This is a genomic window from Bacillus sp. NMCC46 (assembly GCF_002998465.1).
In the GTDB taxonomy this organism is placed as follows: domain Bacteria; phylum Bacillota; class Bacilli; order Bacillales; family Bacillaceae; genus Bacillus.
Window position 1 is genome coordinate 928041 of record NZ_PVQZ01000001.1, and the last position, 13687, is coordinate 941727.

Below are 13687 nucleotides of genomic sequence, written 5' to 3' on the forward strand. Positions count from 1 at the left end.
CTCATTCCTTTATAAGGATAGTATGGGATGTATTGCTTCATAATATGTTTTATGGATTGACTACCAAAGAATTATATATCATTCTTTTGTTATACTATCAAGCAGGAGGCGGTTTAGATGAATGTCTATATCACATATGGAACAGCAGATTTCTTGCATAAAATCGCAAAGAAACACGATCAGGAGAATCTGCTTTATATGGTCGGAAAAGAACAAGCAGCTCTTTTCCATGAGACGGAGGGCGAGACTGTTTTTAAAGCCCCTCATGCCTATGATGTGATTTATGCGAAAGGTGAGCTAGTCCAATCTGGCTTCGTCACCTTGAATCATATCCCTGTGAAGCTTGAAAGCAGAGCACTTTTTGAATCTACTTTTCAGAAGAAGACGAACATCTCAGAACATCAGTGGGGCTTCCAGGCTCTTCGAGTGTTAAGACCGAAAAAAGATGAAGAAGTGTATTTGATTATGACACTTTGGGAATCAGAGGACTTATTTGAAGACTTTCAAGAATCAGAAGCGTTCTTTCAGCCAAATGAGGATACTGGCTCCATCTTCTCTCGTCCTGCTTTTCTCACATCCTATCATGCCGTTACAGACAATTAAGGAAGTGCTGAAAGCAGCACTTCTTTTTTTCATGAAAAAAAGCCCAATAGCTGGGCTTTTCATTTTATCGTCGTGATGTCAGCTCGTACCGATGAATGATCGGCTGAAGCACATAGAAATTCAATAGTATCCATCCTAATAAGATCGGCCACTTCAACATAGGTGAAGCACCTTTCAATTGAATGAGCATCACCAATAGCGGAATCAAGCAGATCATGAAAAAACTCATCTTGGAGACAAAGGTTTCTTTGACTTGATGACGACAGCTTGGACACATCATCATTTTCGTATGTGATAGATGAAACTTTTCAACGAAAGAAAATGCTTTTGAACAATTTGGACAGCTTCCCAACACGATTCCTCCCTTTCCCCGCTTCATATCAACTTCGACTTTTATGTAAAATGACCTTTTGATGCAGCATGCGAAATCCTCTTCTGTTGAAAGATTCTAACAATTACCATACAATCAGTAAAAGAGCATGAAGGAGGTTTTCGACTCAATGACAATATCCACTTTACAAAAAAGCATTAATGAACGTCTTGATGAACATTATGAGGAAATGGTTGAAATTAGACGCCATCTCCACATGAATCCTGAACTTTCTTTCCAGGAAGAAGAAACAGCCGCTTTCATCGCCAACTACTATGACACATTACATATACCAACACGTACACAGGTGGGCGGCCATGGTGTACTCGCCTTTATCGAAGGAGCTTCTCCGGGGCCGACGATTGCCCTCAGGGCTGATTTTGATGCACTTCCCATCCATGATGAAAAGGAAGTGCCTTACAAATCAACAAAGCCAGGTGTGATGCATGCATGCGGGCACGATGGGCACACAGCGACACTACTTGTCTTAGCGAAAATCTTGAATGAGCACCGCGATCAATTAAAAGGGAAAATCGTCCTCATTCATCAGCACGCAGAAGAATATGCGCCAGGCGGTGCAAAACCAATGATTGAAGACGGCTGCTTAGACGGTGTCGATGTCATATTCGGTACGCACCTTTGGTCTCCAGAGCCTTGTGGCACCGTTCTTTATAAAAGCGGGAACTTTATGGCAGCCGCCGACCGCTTCTCTATTCGAGTTCAGGGGAAAGGCGGACACGGCGCCCAGCCTCACTTAACGAAAGATGCTGTACTCATCGGTTCACAAATCGTCGCAAACCTGCAGCAAGTCGTTGCCCGTAAAGTCAATCCAGTTGATTCTGCTGTTGTATCTGTTGGAGGTTTTGTGGCAGAGAATGCTTTTAACGTCATTGCAGATTCAGCTGTTTTAACTGGTACTGCACGATCCTTTGAAGAAAGTGCACGACACACCATCGAACGAGAAATTGAACAGGTCGTGAAAGGGGTGTGCGACATGCATGATGCCGACTACACATATGAATATGTGAGAGGATATCCTGCTGTCAAAAATCATCCAAAGCCGACTGAATATATTGCTGACATCGCAAAACAGACAGAAGGTGTCACAGAAGTAAAAGAAGCGGAAACCCAAATGGGTGGAGAAGATTTTGCTTACTACCTTCAGCATGTCCCTGGTACCTTCTTTTACACAGGCGCCATGCCTGAAAACAGCCAAGACGTGTATCCCCATCATCACCCAAAATTTGATATCAACGAAAAAGCAATGCCTGTCGCAGCAAAGGTACTCGCCCGTGCCGTCCTTTCCTACGATGAATGAAAAAAAGCCGCTGTCGCCAGCGGTTTTAGATTATTGACAAAGGGCTAAAATGATTTTTATTTTAGCCCTTTGTCTTCTTTTCAGTGTGATAGAAAACCTTTGAAGTCTAGGAAGGACGAGTACCGGAGCGGAGCGAATTGAACATTCGTGAGTACCGGAACGCAGACCTGACAACGAATGCGAGGGTTTGTCTACACGCTGATGCCGCTGTCACCAGCGGCTTTTCTATTTCACTTCTTTCAACACTCGTAAGTGAAACACATGACGAGCGACATCTCCGAGCTGTCCTGTCAGCTGATGATTTGCCACACCGCCAACAGCGGCTCCGACGATCGGCATTAATTGAAATAGCTTCACTAGGTCAACGTAATCTCGATACTCCTGCTGAAAGCTGTACCAATTCATTTCCTCGCGGCTCGTTTCCCAATCATCTATGATGTTCATCATTTTTTGACGATGTGCACTGCCGGAAAAGGCGAGTTGAAATATACAGAGCAAAAAGAGTCTTTCCTCTTTTTGAGACAAATCAAAGCCATAAATACATGCCAGCTCATAAAGACATTTCATCTTAATGCTAAGCAGCAGCGGAAAGTCTGCCATACCTAGCAATATACCACCAGCGCCTGTTCCAATTCCTTCGATCGCAGCTGCCTTTTGATAGTACTTCACTTTCTCCTTTGCCAGTTCATTTCGCTCGATGATAGATAATTGCTCATCAATCACCGAAAATGAAGTGAAGTGCGATCCTGATACGGTGGATTCAACCATTGTTTTACCGCACTTGTGATGACTTGATGAAATCGAGCAGGGATTTTGCGGTTCACCTGCTGCTGAACTCCTTTTGAAAACCGTTCGATCTTTGAAGGTTTTCTTAAAAAACGCGTTTGAAAAAGAATGGCTTCTTCATATAACTCCCGTTCAGCTGCATTCATCCGGATCCCTCCTTAATGTCATCATACGCTCGCTGTCAGAAACATATCTCCGCTTATCTCATCTTTTTTAATCGACTGAGTACGTAAGGCTTGAAGAGGACAAGCACAAATGCCAGCGAAATCAGAAGGGCAAGTCCACTTCCCTGCCATCCTCCTGCCGGGAGTACTGCACAGCTCAGCAATATCGATTGAATAATAAGCACATTACGAACGAGAACAAAAAAGCTCCGATCCTTTTCTTGATGAGCAACTGGATAAAGTGCCTGTAATGAAAGATGGGCAAAGTGCTTCGTTAACGGCACAAGCTGTACACCTGTGATAAACACGGTGAACAAGACAAGCAGCGCACCCACCCAGCCTGCTGCACCTGTATACAAAATAATCAGCACAAACACGGCGGTTAGCCTAAACACGAGACCAAAATAGTCATTTGAACGTAAAAACGCCCTCACATACATGTAAGAAAAAGTTTTACGCTGGTCATACGGAACAAACTGCAAAAGCCAGTCCATGTATGCTCTTCTTTTCACCTGTTTCTTTAAATGAGGCACATCTGTAAATAAGTTTGCCAGACGATAAAAACGCTGTTTTCGTTTTAATTCGTCAGAAATATGCAATTCCCATTGAAAAGGCTGTTTTTTTACTGCATTGGTTAAGTAAACAAGATAGACACTATAGATCAGATAAAAAACGATTGCGATTGCATAGGATGCCTGTAAAACGGTATAGATCAAAATCATATTCAATAGAAAACGAAGGACTGCATCAAGCCATCTGATCTGTTTTCCTTGAAAATAAGTGATCCTCCATTGAATTGCTGTATTCACACCCTTGATCAAAATCATTTGCGCCAATATCAGCACATACATCTTGAGGCCGCCTGAAGACACCGCAGAATAAAGCGGAAGTGCAACAATGGATACGGCAATAAGAGGAAACAGCTGAGAAATGAAGCTAAAATTAAAAGCTTGTTTTAAATAAGGCTCCATCTTCCCTTCCAAGGGAAGCAAAAACACGAGATCTGCTTCTTTGATCAACGTACGCACGTAAGAGCTTGTCAGCACCAATGAAAAAACAACTGCCATGACCCAGTAGGATGGGAAGTGAGCCGGAATCTGTTTGAGCCAGTTACTATACCAGCTCGCTCCGCCTGCAAGGAAAAAAATGAGCACAATGACAAGATGATCATTGAACATGTATTTTAAATATTTTCTTGTATCTTGCATGTGTTCCTCTAATCGGGATTTCCAAATGGTTTGCGTCATTTTACTCATAGCTTTCTTCCTTTGTTAATTCCAAATAAAGATCATCGAGTGTCGCATCTCTCATATTGAACTGTTCTCTCAGCTCTGTCAGTGTTCCTTTCGCTCTGATTTCCCCTTCGTGCAAAATAATAAAGGAATCACAATAGCGCTCAGCTGTCGCCAAAATATGCGTCGACATCAGGACACTTGCGCCGTTTTTCTTCGCAGCATTCATCCGTTCAAGAAGTGCATTAATCGCAAGAGGATCAAGCCCTAAAAACGGTTCATCAATGATATACAGTTCTGGTTCAACAAGGAATGCACACATAATCATGACCTTCTGCTTCATTCCTTTTGAAAAATGAGCAGGAAACCATTTCAAACGTTTCTCCATTCGAAATTCTTTCAGCAATGACGGCAGACGTTCATCTAATTGTTCCTTTGACAGACCGTAAGCCATCGCTGTCAGCTCTAAATGCTCTTTTAAGGTTAATTCTTCATATAATACAGGTGTTTCTGGAATAAACGTAAATTGCGAACGATACGCCTCTTGATCGTCTTGAAGAGTTCGTCCATTCAATTCAATGACACCTTTATGCGGTTTCATGAGCCCGATGATATGGCGAATGGTTGTGCTTTTCCCCGCCCCGTTTAAGCCGATGAGACCGACGATTTGATTTCTTTCTAATTCAAATGAGATATTTTTTAGAACGGGATTCTTCGTATATCCACCCGTTACATCTTTTACAGTGAGAAGGGACATGAATTCGTTCCTTTCTTTCTTTTTTCCTTTATAGTAACAAAAACGAAAGGTAATTTGAAATGTTTACCTATAACCGCGGCATGAATAAAAAATAGGCGCTTTGGTCATCATAATGTATGTAGAAGAAATGAACTTGATGACCAATAAGTAAATGAGGTGTTTGTTAAAGGCAAAGAACCGCATGACAAGTTGGTTTTTCATCTAAAAACCTTAGCTTCTGTTTTGCTTCACTGATTCTTGATTTTTGTGTCCTATACAATATGTATACGACAAACCAAAACGTCAAATGAGGTGTTTACGGCAGAAATAGCAGGCATATGAATTCTTTATTTCAGTAAATAGAGAATTCAAAAGGCATATCGAATGAAAGCATCAGCATTTCTTCTGCAGGAGCAGGATGAGCGACCAAAGGAGTTCGCTTGTCCTGTTTTCTTTTTTGCTTCTTTTTGTGATACGATGAAGGAAAATGAATGAGGAGTGACATGACGTGAGCGATTGTATTTTTTGCAAGATCATTGATGGAGACATTCCATGTGCAAAAGTATATGAAGACGAGCATGTATTGGCTTTTCTAGATATTAGCCAAGTAACAAAAGGACATACCCTTGTAATCCCGAAAATACATAAAGAAAATATCTACGAGATGACACCAGAAGTGTCTAATCACTACTTCCAAGCGATTCCGAAAATTGCAAGAGCAATCAAACAGGAATTTGAACCAATTGGGTTAAACCTTCTGAACAACAACGGCGAAAAAGCCGGACAATCTGTGTTCCATTACCATATGCATATCATTCCGCGCTACGGAAAAGGCGATGGCTTTGGTGCCGTATGGAAATCACATCAAGAGCAATACACGTCAGAGGATTTAAAAGATATTTCTTCTGCCATCCACACGCGGCTTACCTCATCTTAATAGATGAGGTTTTTCTTATTTCTACCCCCTTTTTATCCCCTCCATCTCTTAATAGTATGATATTTAGAACGATTCAAATTTTTTGTCCAATTGCTTCAAATTTGTGATAGGATGGTTTTATCTTTTGATCCATTAACGCGAGAAATAGGGAGAGATTGTGATGAAGCGAACGACGAATTTTAATGCTGGTCCGGCGGCACTGCCGCTAGAAGTGCTTCAAAAAGCACAGGAAGAACTTGTTGATTTTAAACAAACTGGGATGTCTGTGATGGAGCTGTCTCATCGCAGCTGTGAATATGAAGAAGTCCACAATAAGGCAAAAGCACTGTTGGTGGAACTGATGGATATTCCTGAAGATTACGAAGTCCTCTTTTTACAGGGCGGAGCTAGTCTTCAATTTGCGATGATTCCTATGAACTTCTTACATGAAGGCGAAACGGCTCATTTCATTCAAACAGGCGCTTGGTCAGAAAAAGCATTATCAGAAGCAAAAGGGTTTGGTGAAACATCTGTGTTTGCTTCAAGTGAAGACGACAACTACTCGTATATTCCAGAAGTAGATGCCTCCGGTTTAACAGATGGCGCTTACTTACACATCACATCAAACAATACGATTTTCGGCACTCAATGGATAACGTTCCCAGACACGTCATTGCCGCTCGTTGCAGATATGTCCAGTGATATTCTCAGCAAAAAAATCGATGTTTCTCAATTTGATTTCATTTATGCTGGGGCACAAAAAAACTTAGGGCCTTCTGGTATCACGATTGTGATCGCGCGCAAACGTTTATTAGAGAAAGAGAAAAGCAGCACACCGAAAATATTAAAATATTCAACACACGCAAAAGCCAACTCTCTTTATCACACACCACCGACTTTTGCGATTTATATGCTGTCTCTTGTCCTTGAGCATGTCAAACAGGCTGGCGGCGTAGAAGCAGCGGAAAAACGCAATGAACAAAAAGCAGGCATTCTCTACGACACAATTGATCAAAGCGGTGGTTTTTACAAAGGACACGCACGCACTGACAGCCGTTCGCATATGAATGTCACGTTTACCCTTCGTGATGATTCGCTCACTGCTTCCTTTGTAGAGAAAGCAAAGCAGGAACAAATGGTTGGACTTGCCGGCCATCGTTCTGTCGGTGGATGCAGAGCATCTATTTACAATGCGGTATCGATTGAAGACTGCCAAAAGCTTGCGGACTTTATGAAAAAGTTCCAGCAAGAAAATGAGTAAAAAAGCTTTTCTATAGAGAAATAAATTTGTTATAATAACGAGAAATATAAAGTGATGACTCTTGCAATAAATGATGAGCCATATTATTGGAGAGTCCTAAGAGCTTAGCAGAGGAGAGCATAGAAATGAAAACAAAAGAATTAGTGATTATGTCATTGCTTGCAGCAATGGGAGCTGTTTTGCATACGATTTTCCCGCCCATCTTTTTCGGAATGAAACCTGATATGATGCTGGTCATGATGTTTTTAAGCATCATCCTTTTCCCAAAGGTACAGCATGTAGTGGTTATTGCCCTAGTAACTGGCGTCATTTCTGCATTAACAACGGGTTTCCCAGGCGGACAAATTCCAAATATGATTGATAAACCAGTGACAGCCTTTATCTTCCTAGCCCTTTTCTTATCTTGCTTGAAGATAAAGAACAAAGTGGTGCTGACCGCTGTGTTAACTGCGATTGGAACCATCGTATCCGGCGTGATTTTCCTATCTGCCGCTTTACTAATTACTGGACTGCCAGCTGCATTACCGGCACTTCTTGTGGGCGTTGTCCTTCCAGCAGCCGTGATTAATACCATTGCCATGGTATTTGTCTTCCCAATTGCTCAGTCCATTCTAAGGCGTGCAAGAATGATAGAAGTTGCTTAACGAATAATCGAACCTCTTCATAATAGATGAAGAGGTTTTTTTCATGCTTTTATAAAAGAAAAAGGGTCAGCAGCAAAATGAGGAGCGAAATCCCTGCACCTGCCGCACACACAAGTGCTTTTTGCTTTAATACATGTTTTGGCGGATAAGACCCTGCATACCCCAGCTGTCTTGCATAATGAATAGAACCACCTGTAAAAACGACACCGATACACGTAAAAACGAACAGAAAGACAGACAACCTTCTCCCCTCCCTTTTCTTCAAAAGTATGCTAAAATAAAGCAAGCTATGTATGGAAGTTCAATGAAGCTGATCGTCAGCTCAGAGAGAACATGCGAATGTGTAAAATTTGACTAGAGGTGATTTGAATGGCTAGTGGACGTTCTTTATTAACAGGATTATTTGTAGGCGGTCTCCTCGGAGGTGCGGCAGTGCTCCTGACGACTCCCTCTTCTGGCAGAGATGTGCGCGGAAAGATGAAAGACGGCTATGACAAATTCGAAGATACGCTGACAAGATTAAAAAGAGATGGACAAGCTTTAAAAGAGCAAATTGTTGAAACAGCAAAAGAAAGCGCAGAGGTCATTAAAGAAGTCGGAACTGAATTACAAGCATCGATTCAGCAATGGCGCGAAGAAATCAAACCTCACCAGCAGGACTTGCAAAAGGAAATTCAGGAAATTGAGGAAAAGCTCAAACAACTGGAGAAAACCTTACAAAACTAATATACTCACGAAAAAATATTCGTTTACAAAAGTGTGCGGGGTGCGTATCCCGCACTTTTTTTGTTGAAAAAAGGTTATTTTGTCAATGTTTTTCATGAGTTTTAAAAATTCTTGAATTTTCAGCTTTATTAATCTTTATTTTATTGGCATAATAGAATTACAAGAAAAAGAGAAGTAGGTGAAATGGATGAATCATTCGGAACAGCCTTTCGATGTAAAAGAAGCACTTTTATTCAGTCAAAGAATGGCCCAATTGAGCAAAGCTCTTTGGAAATCCATTGAAAAGGACTGGCAGCAGTGGATCAAACCGTATAACCTAAATATCAATGAACATCATATTTTGTGGATTGCGTATCAATTAAAAGGAGCTTCAATATCAGAAATTGCAAAGTTTGGCGTCATGCATGTATCAACGGCGTTTAACTTCTCCAAGAAACTGGAGGAACGAGGATTTTTAAAATTTTCTAAAAAGTTAAACGATAAACGCAATACGTATATTGAGCTAACGCCAAAAGGCGAAGAGACATTCCATAAACTACTTGAAGATTATGACCCGGCACGAACTGGTATTGTCAAAGGCGCACAGCCGCTTCATGACATTTACGGAAAGTTCCCTGAGATTTTAGAAATGATGTGTATTATCCGAAACATCTATGGTGAGGATTTCATGGAGATTTTTGAGAAATCGTTTTCAAACATTGAGAAGGACTTTTTGAATGAGCGAGGAAAAGTCACGAAAAAGCCTGAGGAACTTGAAGACTCAGCTGATGCAGCAGAAAAAGCGGCTAAAGCAAATCAAATTGTTTAATGATCTTTATAAATTCATTCATTAACGGCTGAAACAGCCCTTGATCATGCAATGCAAATATCGTCTCATGCACATCCAGCTTTTCAATTAACTGTCCTGCAAAAAGCGCAAGCATATCGTCAAACATGACGTAGCCTTGTGCTTTTTGCTTGTCCATTTCCTCTGAAAGCTCAGCACAAATACGCTCAATTTCCTTCGCCTCTTCTTTCGATACCCGCTGCCTGATCAATAATGCATAATATGGATAACGGCTCATATCGGTCGCCGTCAGCAAAAGTTCCATATAATATTCGAGCTGGCTCATTCGTTCCTCAATACTCATGTACGTTCCCTCTTTCTCTTAGTCTTTCTATTTTAGCCGAAATTACTCATTGACGAAAGAGACGAACCTCCCTCTTCTGTCTTTTTTTCTTGAAAAACCCAAAGTTTCCTCTCTTTATTCCATATGAAGGCAACATTTTATTTTTTTTCAACAAAACCATTGATTTTTATCCTCAGGAAGAGTAAATTATCTTGAGATATTCAATTAGTTTTTTAAGATTGGAAGGATGAAAATGAATTGTTGGAAAACCATTAATCTTGAAAAGGATTATGGTTATACGAGACTGCTGATTTCAGCCATAAGTCTTGCTATACTTTTTTTCATTATGGCTTTTTTATGTTTTCAACTGACTCATCCTGAAACGAGACTAAGCAGCCACAACGCACCGCTTTTTGCTGTACTTTTACTTATGACATTGCTTGTCCACCGTGTGGTTCACTTGATCCCAGTGATGAAAAACAAGAAAAAAATGACGCTATTTAAACGAAATTGCTGGAAGCGTGTGCCAAAGAAAGTAATGCTTTATTCACTTCTCAGTCCATTTTGTGTGATTTCAACGCTTTACTTTGTGTTAGGCGTGGCGTTTCCAATGTATGCACACTATTTTATCATCATCGCAAGTATTCATGCAGGCTATTGTTTGCCTGACTTTTTATTTGCATGGAAACTGCTCAAAGCACCTAAATCCTGCATCATCGATCAAGCCCAAGACGAGTTTGATATTTTAGTTGACCAAACTTCCTCATCATAAGGTTTTTAAAGCCAACTTCTATCTTTTTCATAAAAAATTTGGTAATGTAGTATGGGAATAGCATAGAGAGGGGGGATCTCCGATAGTTTTATTTTACTTCATCGTCTTTGCCGCGTTTATTGTGTATTCAATAAACAGGCTTACTAATACATTATGCCTTGTCAGAGAGATTCCTGAAGAACGGCAAGATAAGGTGTTTCGCTTTATCAATGTATCGATACTGATCTTACTGATCTCATCATTTGTTGAAATTACCATTTCTATTTAAGATCAAAGCAAAAGCTGCCAGTTTGAGGGCAGCTTTTTGTGTATATTGATTGATTAGCAAATCCAAGATGCACCGATAATGATCAATAAGATGAATAACACGACGACTAGTGCAAAACCGCCAGCAAAGACTTCTCCTCCCATGTAAAAACACCTCCTGCCAGTTCTTGCTCTGTTCTAAGCTCAGTGTATGCAAAAAAAATGAAAACGTTTAGGCGCCTGTCATCGTTTGAAAAAAGAACCGCCCGCACGCATGGCAGGACGGCTCCTTTCTGTCACAGCGATTTAATTAGTAAAGATATGCTGCACCAACGATGATCAGCAAAATGAATAGCACGACCAATAAAGCAAACCCATTAGAATATCCTGCTCCCATATAATTCAGCCTCCTTTTTGTGATCACTATATGTGTATGCCGCGCGCAAATTTTTGACTAGACGAATGCCCTCCCATTTGCATTTCTTTTTACAGCGTGTCACAATATGTTATGATACAAGCAATGATAAATAAATTGGAAAGATTAGGAGTGTTTTTTGAATGAAAAAAATGGCTTTAGCAGCTGTAACAGCAGTTAGTGTTTTAACTCTTGGCGCATGCAGTAGCGGTGATAAAGATGTCATCGCAACAACAAAATCAGGAGATGTCACAAAAGAAGAGCTTTATACAACTCTTAAGAAACAAGCAGGTGGAGATGCTTTAAATCTACTTGTTCAACAAAAGGTTCTTGCTGACAAATACAAAGTATCAGATAAAGAAATTGATAAGAAAATGGAAGAATATAAAAAGACACTTGGTGAAGATCGTTTAAAACAACTTCAAGATGAATTCGGAAAAGATTACATCAAAGATCAAGTGAAATATGAGCTGCTGACTCAAAAGGCTGCCAAAGCTAACATCAAAATCACTGATAAAGAAGTAAAAGCGTATTACGATGACCTAAAAGGGAAAATCCGCGCAAGCCACATTTTAGTAGCTGATAAGAAAACAGCTGACGAAGTGGAAAAGAAATTAGATAAAGGTGAAAAATGGGATGCCGTTGTGTCTGAATATTCAACTGATACCGCTTCAGCAGCACAAGGCGGCGATGTAGGCTGGTTCGCAAAAGAAGGCCAAATGGACGAGAACTTCAGTAAAGCTGCTTTCAAACTAAAAGTGAATGAAATCAGCAAACCAGTGAAATCACAATTCGGCTACCATATCATTAAAAAGACCGAAGAACGCGGTAAATACGATGACATGAAAGCAGACTTGAAAAAAGAACTGCTTAACCAAAAACAAGCAGACACAAATGAAATCCAAACGATCTTAAACAAATTGGTGAAAGATGCCGATGTGAAAGTAAAAGATAAAGAACTTGAAAACACATTCAAAGAAAAGTCTCAACAACCCGCACAAAATCAACAACCTCAACAAAACCAGTAATCACAAAAAACCCCTCTGCCGTGATCGTGCAGAGGGGTTTTTTGTGATTAAGCAATCGAGTCTTCATGTGCCGCCGTATCATGTGATCTTTTCACTTGCTGATCCTGACGTCTACGCTCTCTTTCTTGTTCCATTCGCTCGATAAAAATTTCTCCTTCCTTTTCAATAAAGGATTGATCAATCTCTTGCTCCTCTTTGGCCGTTGTCATTAATTTATACGCACAGAAAATAATGCCAATGATACATGCATACACCCACCATGGAAAAAACAACATTTTTTCATCGCCTCCTTTTTTCAGAACAGCTCTCTCTTCCTTTGTGTTACATGCTTATGCGAAAAGAAGACAAGTTATGAAAAAAACGCCCGCAATAAACGGACGTTTTGACATGGTTATTCGTGATGAAAGGTTGGTTTATAAAATGAACGATTCTCTAGCGCAAAAATACGTTCTGTATATTCTCCTGGCTTCACATGCTCAAGCGCACGATCCATCATATTCATCTTCGCATCTAAATTATCAATATAGTGGAGTATTTCGGCTTCCTTCACCATTGGTGGTTTCGGGCTGCCCCACTCTCCTTTTCCGTGATGACTCAGTACTAAGTGCTGTAAAATCAGAATTTCTTCTGAATCAATGCCAAGCTCTTCTGCAGCTTTCGCAATTTCTGTCACCATAATCGAAATATGACCGATTAAATTCCCTTCCACCGTATAGGTGGTTGAGACTGGGCCCGAAAGCTCTTTGACTTTTCCTAAATCATGAAGAATGATGCCTGAATATAAAAGATCTCGATCTAATGATGGATATAGGTCAACAATTGATTTAGCCAAATGCAGCATGGACACCACGTGATAAGCAAGACCAGAGACAAATTCGTGATGGTTTTTTGTCGCTGCTGGATAGTCAGCGAATTCCTGTCCATATTTTTTCAGCAAATGCCTTGTAACACGCTGTATATTAGGGTTTTTCATATCAAAGATATATTGCATAATCGTATCCATCATATCATGTTTTGGAATAGGAGCTGTTTCGAGAAAATCATCAATTCGAATTTGCTCATTTTCAGCAACAGGGCGTATATTCCTAAGTTTCAGCTGATTCCTCCCGCGATAATGATGAATATCGCCTACTACCTTCACAATGGTTTGCGCGGCATAGGTTTGTTCATCATTCTGCTTTGCATCCCATAGTTTCGCCTCAATATCTCCACTTTGATCTTGAAGAATTAACGTTAAAAATGGTTTGCCATTACTCGCAATCCCTTTAGTAGATGATTTAATTAATAAATGCAGGTCAACTTGTTCGCCGACATCATAGGTCATGATCCCTTTAGCCATTCAATAAAAGCTCCTTCCATGT

The 13687-nt window shown here is 40.4% G+C and carries 19 protein-coding genes and 1 pseudogene; 10 read left to right on the top strand and 10 right to left on the bottom strand.

Annotation, left to right across the window (positions count from 1 at the left end; all coding sequences use genetic code 11):
* Positions 1-117 precede the first annotated feature (117 nt).
* Entirely contained in the window at positions 118-603 is a 486-nt protein-coding gene (locus C6Y01_RS04725; RefSeq protein ID WP_106037882.1) for an antibiotic biosynthesis monooxygenase family protein, read from the top strand.
* A 64-nt stretch (positions 604-667) separates the two neighbouring features.
* Here the strand turns inward: C6Y01_RS04725 and C6Y01_RS19025 are convergent, their stop codons facing one another.
* Complete coding sequence (locus C6Y01_RS19025) at positions 668-820, bottom strand: hypothetical protein (protein ID WP_223249501.1); 153 nt, start codon at positions 818-820, stop codon at positions 668-670.
* Between the two features lie 283 nt (positions 821-1103).
* On the opposite strand from C6Y01_RS19025, the gene C6Y01_RS04735 reads away from it, so the two are divergent.
* Positions 1104-2291: a M20 family metallopeptidase gene (locus tag C6Y01_RS04735; protein WP_060595923.1), complete on the top strand. Its 1188-nt coding sequence runs from the start codon at positions 1104-1106 to the stop codon at positions 2289-2291.
* A 225-nt stretch (positions 2292-2516) separates the two neighbouring features.
* Here the strand turns inward: C6Y01_RS04735 and C6Y01_RS04740 are convergent.
* The 3 genes and pseudogenes from C6Y01_RS04740 to C6Y01_RS04750 form a co-directional block, all read right to left on the bottom strand.
* Positions 2517-3223: pseudogene (locus tag C6Y01_RS04740) on the bottom strand (EcsC family protein).
* Between the two features lie 53 nt (positions 3224-3276).
* On the bottom strand, positions 3277-4497 hold the full coding sequence (locus C6Y01_RS04745; protein ID WP_106037883.1) for an ABC transporter permease: 1221 nt from the start codon (positions 4495-4497) through the stop codon (positions 3277-3279).
* Positions 4490-5230 (bottom strand): ABC transporter ATP-binding protein, encoded by a 741-nt coding sequence (locus C6Y01_RS04750; protein ID WP_003212171.1) that lies wholly within the window; start codon positions 5228-5230, stop codon positions 4490-4492. Before C6Y01_RS04750 ends, C6Y01_RS04745 begins: the two co-directional genes overlap by 8 nt.
* A 487-nt stretch (positions 5231-5717) precedes the next feature.
* Here C6Y01_RS04750 and C6Y01_RS04755 point away from each other — a divergent pair, with 487 nt between their 5' ends.
* The 3 genes from C6Y01_RS04755 (at position 5718) to C6Y01_RS04765 (ending at position 8030) form a co-directional block, all read left to right on the top strand.
* Positions 5718-6146 carry an HIT family protein gene (locus tag C6Y01_RS04755; protein WP_034663580.1) on the top strand — a complete coding sequence of 143 codons (429 nt, stop codon included), beginning with the start codon at positions 5718-5720 and terminating at the stop codon, positions 6144-6146.
* A gap of 160 nt (positions 6147-6306) precedes the next feature.
* The gene (gene serC, locus C6Y01_RS04760; RefSeq protein ID WP_106037884.1) at positions 6307-7386 is read left to right on the top strand and encodes a 3-phosphoserine/phosphohydroxythreonine transaminase; all 1080 of its coding nucleotides are present in this window, start codon (positions 6307-6309) and stop codon (positions 7384-7386) included.
* Between the two features lie 125 nt (positions 7387-7511).
* On the top strand, positions 7512-8030 hold the full coding sequence (locus C6Y01_RS04765) for a tryptophan transporter (protein WP_024425455.1): 519 nt from the start codon (positions 7512-7514) through the stop codon (positions 8028-8030).
* A 49-nt stretch (positions 8031-8079) separates the two neighbouring features.
* Here the strand turns inward: C6Y01_RS04765 and yhzF are convergent, their stop codons facing one another.
* Positions 8080-8271, bottom strand: a complete 192-nt coding sequence (yhzF, locus tag C6Y01_RS04770; protein WP_003211362.1) for a membrane protein YhzF — start codon at positions 8269-8271, stop codon at positions 8080-8082.
* 128 nt (positions 8272-8399) lie between these two features.
* On the opposite strand from yhzF, the gene C6Y01_RS04775 reads away from it, so the two are divergent.
* Together C6Y01_RS04775 and C6Y01_RS04780 are read left to right on the top strand one after the other, a co-directional pair.
* Complete coding sequence (locus C6Y01_RS04775) at positions 8400-8756, top strand: YtxH domain-containing protein (protein WP_034663584.1); 357 nt, start codon at positions 8400-8402, stop codon at positions 8754-8756.
* A gap of 187 nt (positions 8757-8943) precedes the next feature.
* Positions 8944-9564, top strand: a complete 621-nt coding sequence (locus C6Y01_RS04780) for an HTH-type transcriptional regulator Hpr (RefSeq protein WP_034663587.1) — start codon at positions 8944-8946, stop codon at positions 9562-9564.
* Here C6Y01_RS04780 and C6Y01_RS04785 read toward each other — a convergent pair.
* A complete protein-coding gene (locus C6Y01_RS04785; protein WP_034663590.1) occupies positions 9542-9886 on the bottom strand; it encodes a YhaI family protein in 345 nt (114 codons plus the stop codon). The genes C6Y01_RS04780 and C6Y01_RS04785 overlap by 23 nt on opposite strands.
* Before the next feature lie 232 nt (positions 9887-10118).
* On the opposite strand from C6Y01_RS04785, the gene C6Y01_RS04790 reads away from it, so the two are divergent.
* The gene (locus C6Y01_RS04790) at positions 10119-10637 is read left to right on the top strand and encodes a DUF3267 domain-containing protein (protein ID WP_034663593.1); all 519 of its coding nucleotides are present in this window, start codon (positions 10119-10121) and stop codon (positions 10635-10637) included.
* 82 nt (positions 10638-10719) lie between these two features.
* Positions 10720-10905 carry a hypothetical protein gene (locus tag C6Y01_RS19030; protein ID WP_072368131.1) on the top strand — a complete coding sequence of 62 codons (186 nt, stop codon included), beginning with the start codon at positions 10720-10722 and terminating at the stop codon, positions 10903-10905.
* Positions 10906-10958: 53 nt separating this feature from the next.
* Here C6Y01_RS19030 and C6Y01_RS04800 read toward each other — a convergent pair whose 3' ends face one another.
* Positions 10959-11048, bottom strand: coding sequence for a YjcZ family sporulation protein (locus C6Y01_RS04800; RefSeq protein WP_017360317.1), 90 nt, complete (start codon positions 11046-11048; stop codon positions 10959-10961).
* 145 nt (positions 11049-11193) lie between these two features.
* Complete coding sequence (locus C6Y01_RS04805; RefSeq protein WP_008361129.1) at positions 11194-11280, bottom strand: YjcZ family sporulation protein; 87 nt, start codon at positions 11278-11280, stop codon at positions 11194-11196.
* Between the two features lie 161 nt (positions 11281-11441).
* Here C6Y01_RS04805 and C6Y01_RS04810 point away from each other — a divergent pair, with 161 nt between their 5' ends.
* Complete coding sequence (locus tag C6Y01_RS04810; protein ID WP_003211354.1) at positions 11442-12326, top strand: peptidylprolyl isomerase; 885 nt, start codon at positions 11442-11444, stop codon at positions 12324-12326.
* Positions 12327-12373: 47 nt separating this feature from the next.
* Here C6Y01_RS04810 and C6Y01_RS04815 read toward each other — a convergent pair whose 3' ends face one another.
* Together C6Y01_RS04815 and yhaM are read right to left on the bottom strand one after the other, a co-directional pair.
* Entirely contained in the window at positions 12374-12601 is a 228-nt protein-coding gene (locus tag C6Y01_RS04815; RefSeq protein WP_034663596.1) for a sporulation YhaL family protein, read from the bottom strand.
* Between the two features lie 116 nt (positions 12602-12717).
* Positions 12718-13665 (bottom strand): 3'-5' exoribonuclease YhaM, encoded by a 948-nt coding sequence (gene yhaM / locus C6Y01_RS04820; RefSeq protein WP_034663598.1) that lies wholly within the window; start codon positions 13663-13665, stop codon positions 12718-12720.
* Positions 13666-13687: the final 22 nt, after the last annotated feature.

Bases quoted from the DNA above. Each gene is read 5' to 3' on its own strand.
- C6Y01_RS04725 (WP_106037882.1), top strand. From the start codon at position 118: ATGAATGTCTATATCACATATGGAACAGCAGATTTCTTGCATAAAATC.
- C6Y01_RS19025 (WP_223249501.1), bottom strand. From the start codon at position 820: ATGATCTGCTTGATTCCGCTATTGGTGATGCTCATTCAATTGAAAGGT.
- C6Y01_RS04735 (WP_060595923.1), top strand. From the start codon at position 1,104: ATGACAATATCCACTTTACAAAAAAGCATTAATGAACGTCTTGATGAA.
- C6Y01_RS04745 (WP_106037883.1), bottom strand. From the start codon at position 4,497: ATGAGTAAAATGACGCAAACCATTTGGAAATCCCGATTAGAGGAACAC.
- C6Y01_RS04750 (WP_003212171.1), bottom strand. From the start codon at position 5,230: ATGTCCCTTCTCACTGTAAAAGATGTAACGGGTGGATATACGAAGAAT.
- serC (WP_106037884.1), top strand. From the start codon at position 6,307: ATGAAGCGAACGACGAATTTTAATGCTGGTCCGGCGGCACTGCCGCTA.
- C6Y01_RS04765 (WP_024425455.1), top strand. From the start codon at position 7,512: ATGAAAACAAAAGAATTAGTGATTATGTCATTGCTTGCAGCAATGGGA.
- C6Y01_RS04775 (WP_034663584.1), top strand. From the start codon at position 8,400: ATGGCTAGTGGACGTTCTTTATTAACAGGATTATTTGTAGGCGGTCTC.
- C6Y01_RS04780 (WP_034663587.1), top strand. From the start codon at position 8,944: ATGAATCATTCGGAACAGCCTTTCGATGTAAAAGAAGCACTTTTATTC.
- C6Y01_RS04785 (WP_034663590.1), bottom strand. From the start codon at position 9,886: ATGAGTATTGAGGAACGAATGAGCCAGCTCGAATATTATATGGAACTT.
- C6Y01_RS04790 (WP_034663593.1), top strand. From the start codon at position 10,119: ATGAATTGTTGGAAAACCATTAATCTTGAAAAGGATTATGGTTATACG.
- C6Y01_RS04800 (WP_017360317.1), bottom strand. From the start codon at position 11,048: ATGGGAGGAGAAGTCTTTGCTGGCGGTTTTGCACTAGTCGTCGTGTTA.
- C6Y01_RS04805 (WP_008361129.1), bottom strand. From the start codon at position 11,280: ATGGGAGCAGGATATTCTAATGGGTTTGCTTTATTGGTCGTGCTATTC.
- C6Y01_RS04810 (WP_003211354.1), top strand. From the start codon at position 11,442: ATGAAAAAAATGGCTTTAGCAGCTGTAACAGCAGTTAGTGTTTTAACT.
- C6Y01_RS04815 (WP_034663596.1), bottom strand. From the start codon at position 12,601: ATGTTGTTTTTTCCATGGTGGGTGTATGCATGTATCATTGGCATTATT.
- yhaM (WP_034663598.1), bottom strand. From the start codon at position 13,665: ATGGCTAAAGGGATCATGACCTATGATGTCGGCGAACAAGTTGACCTG.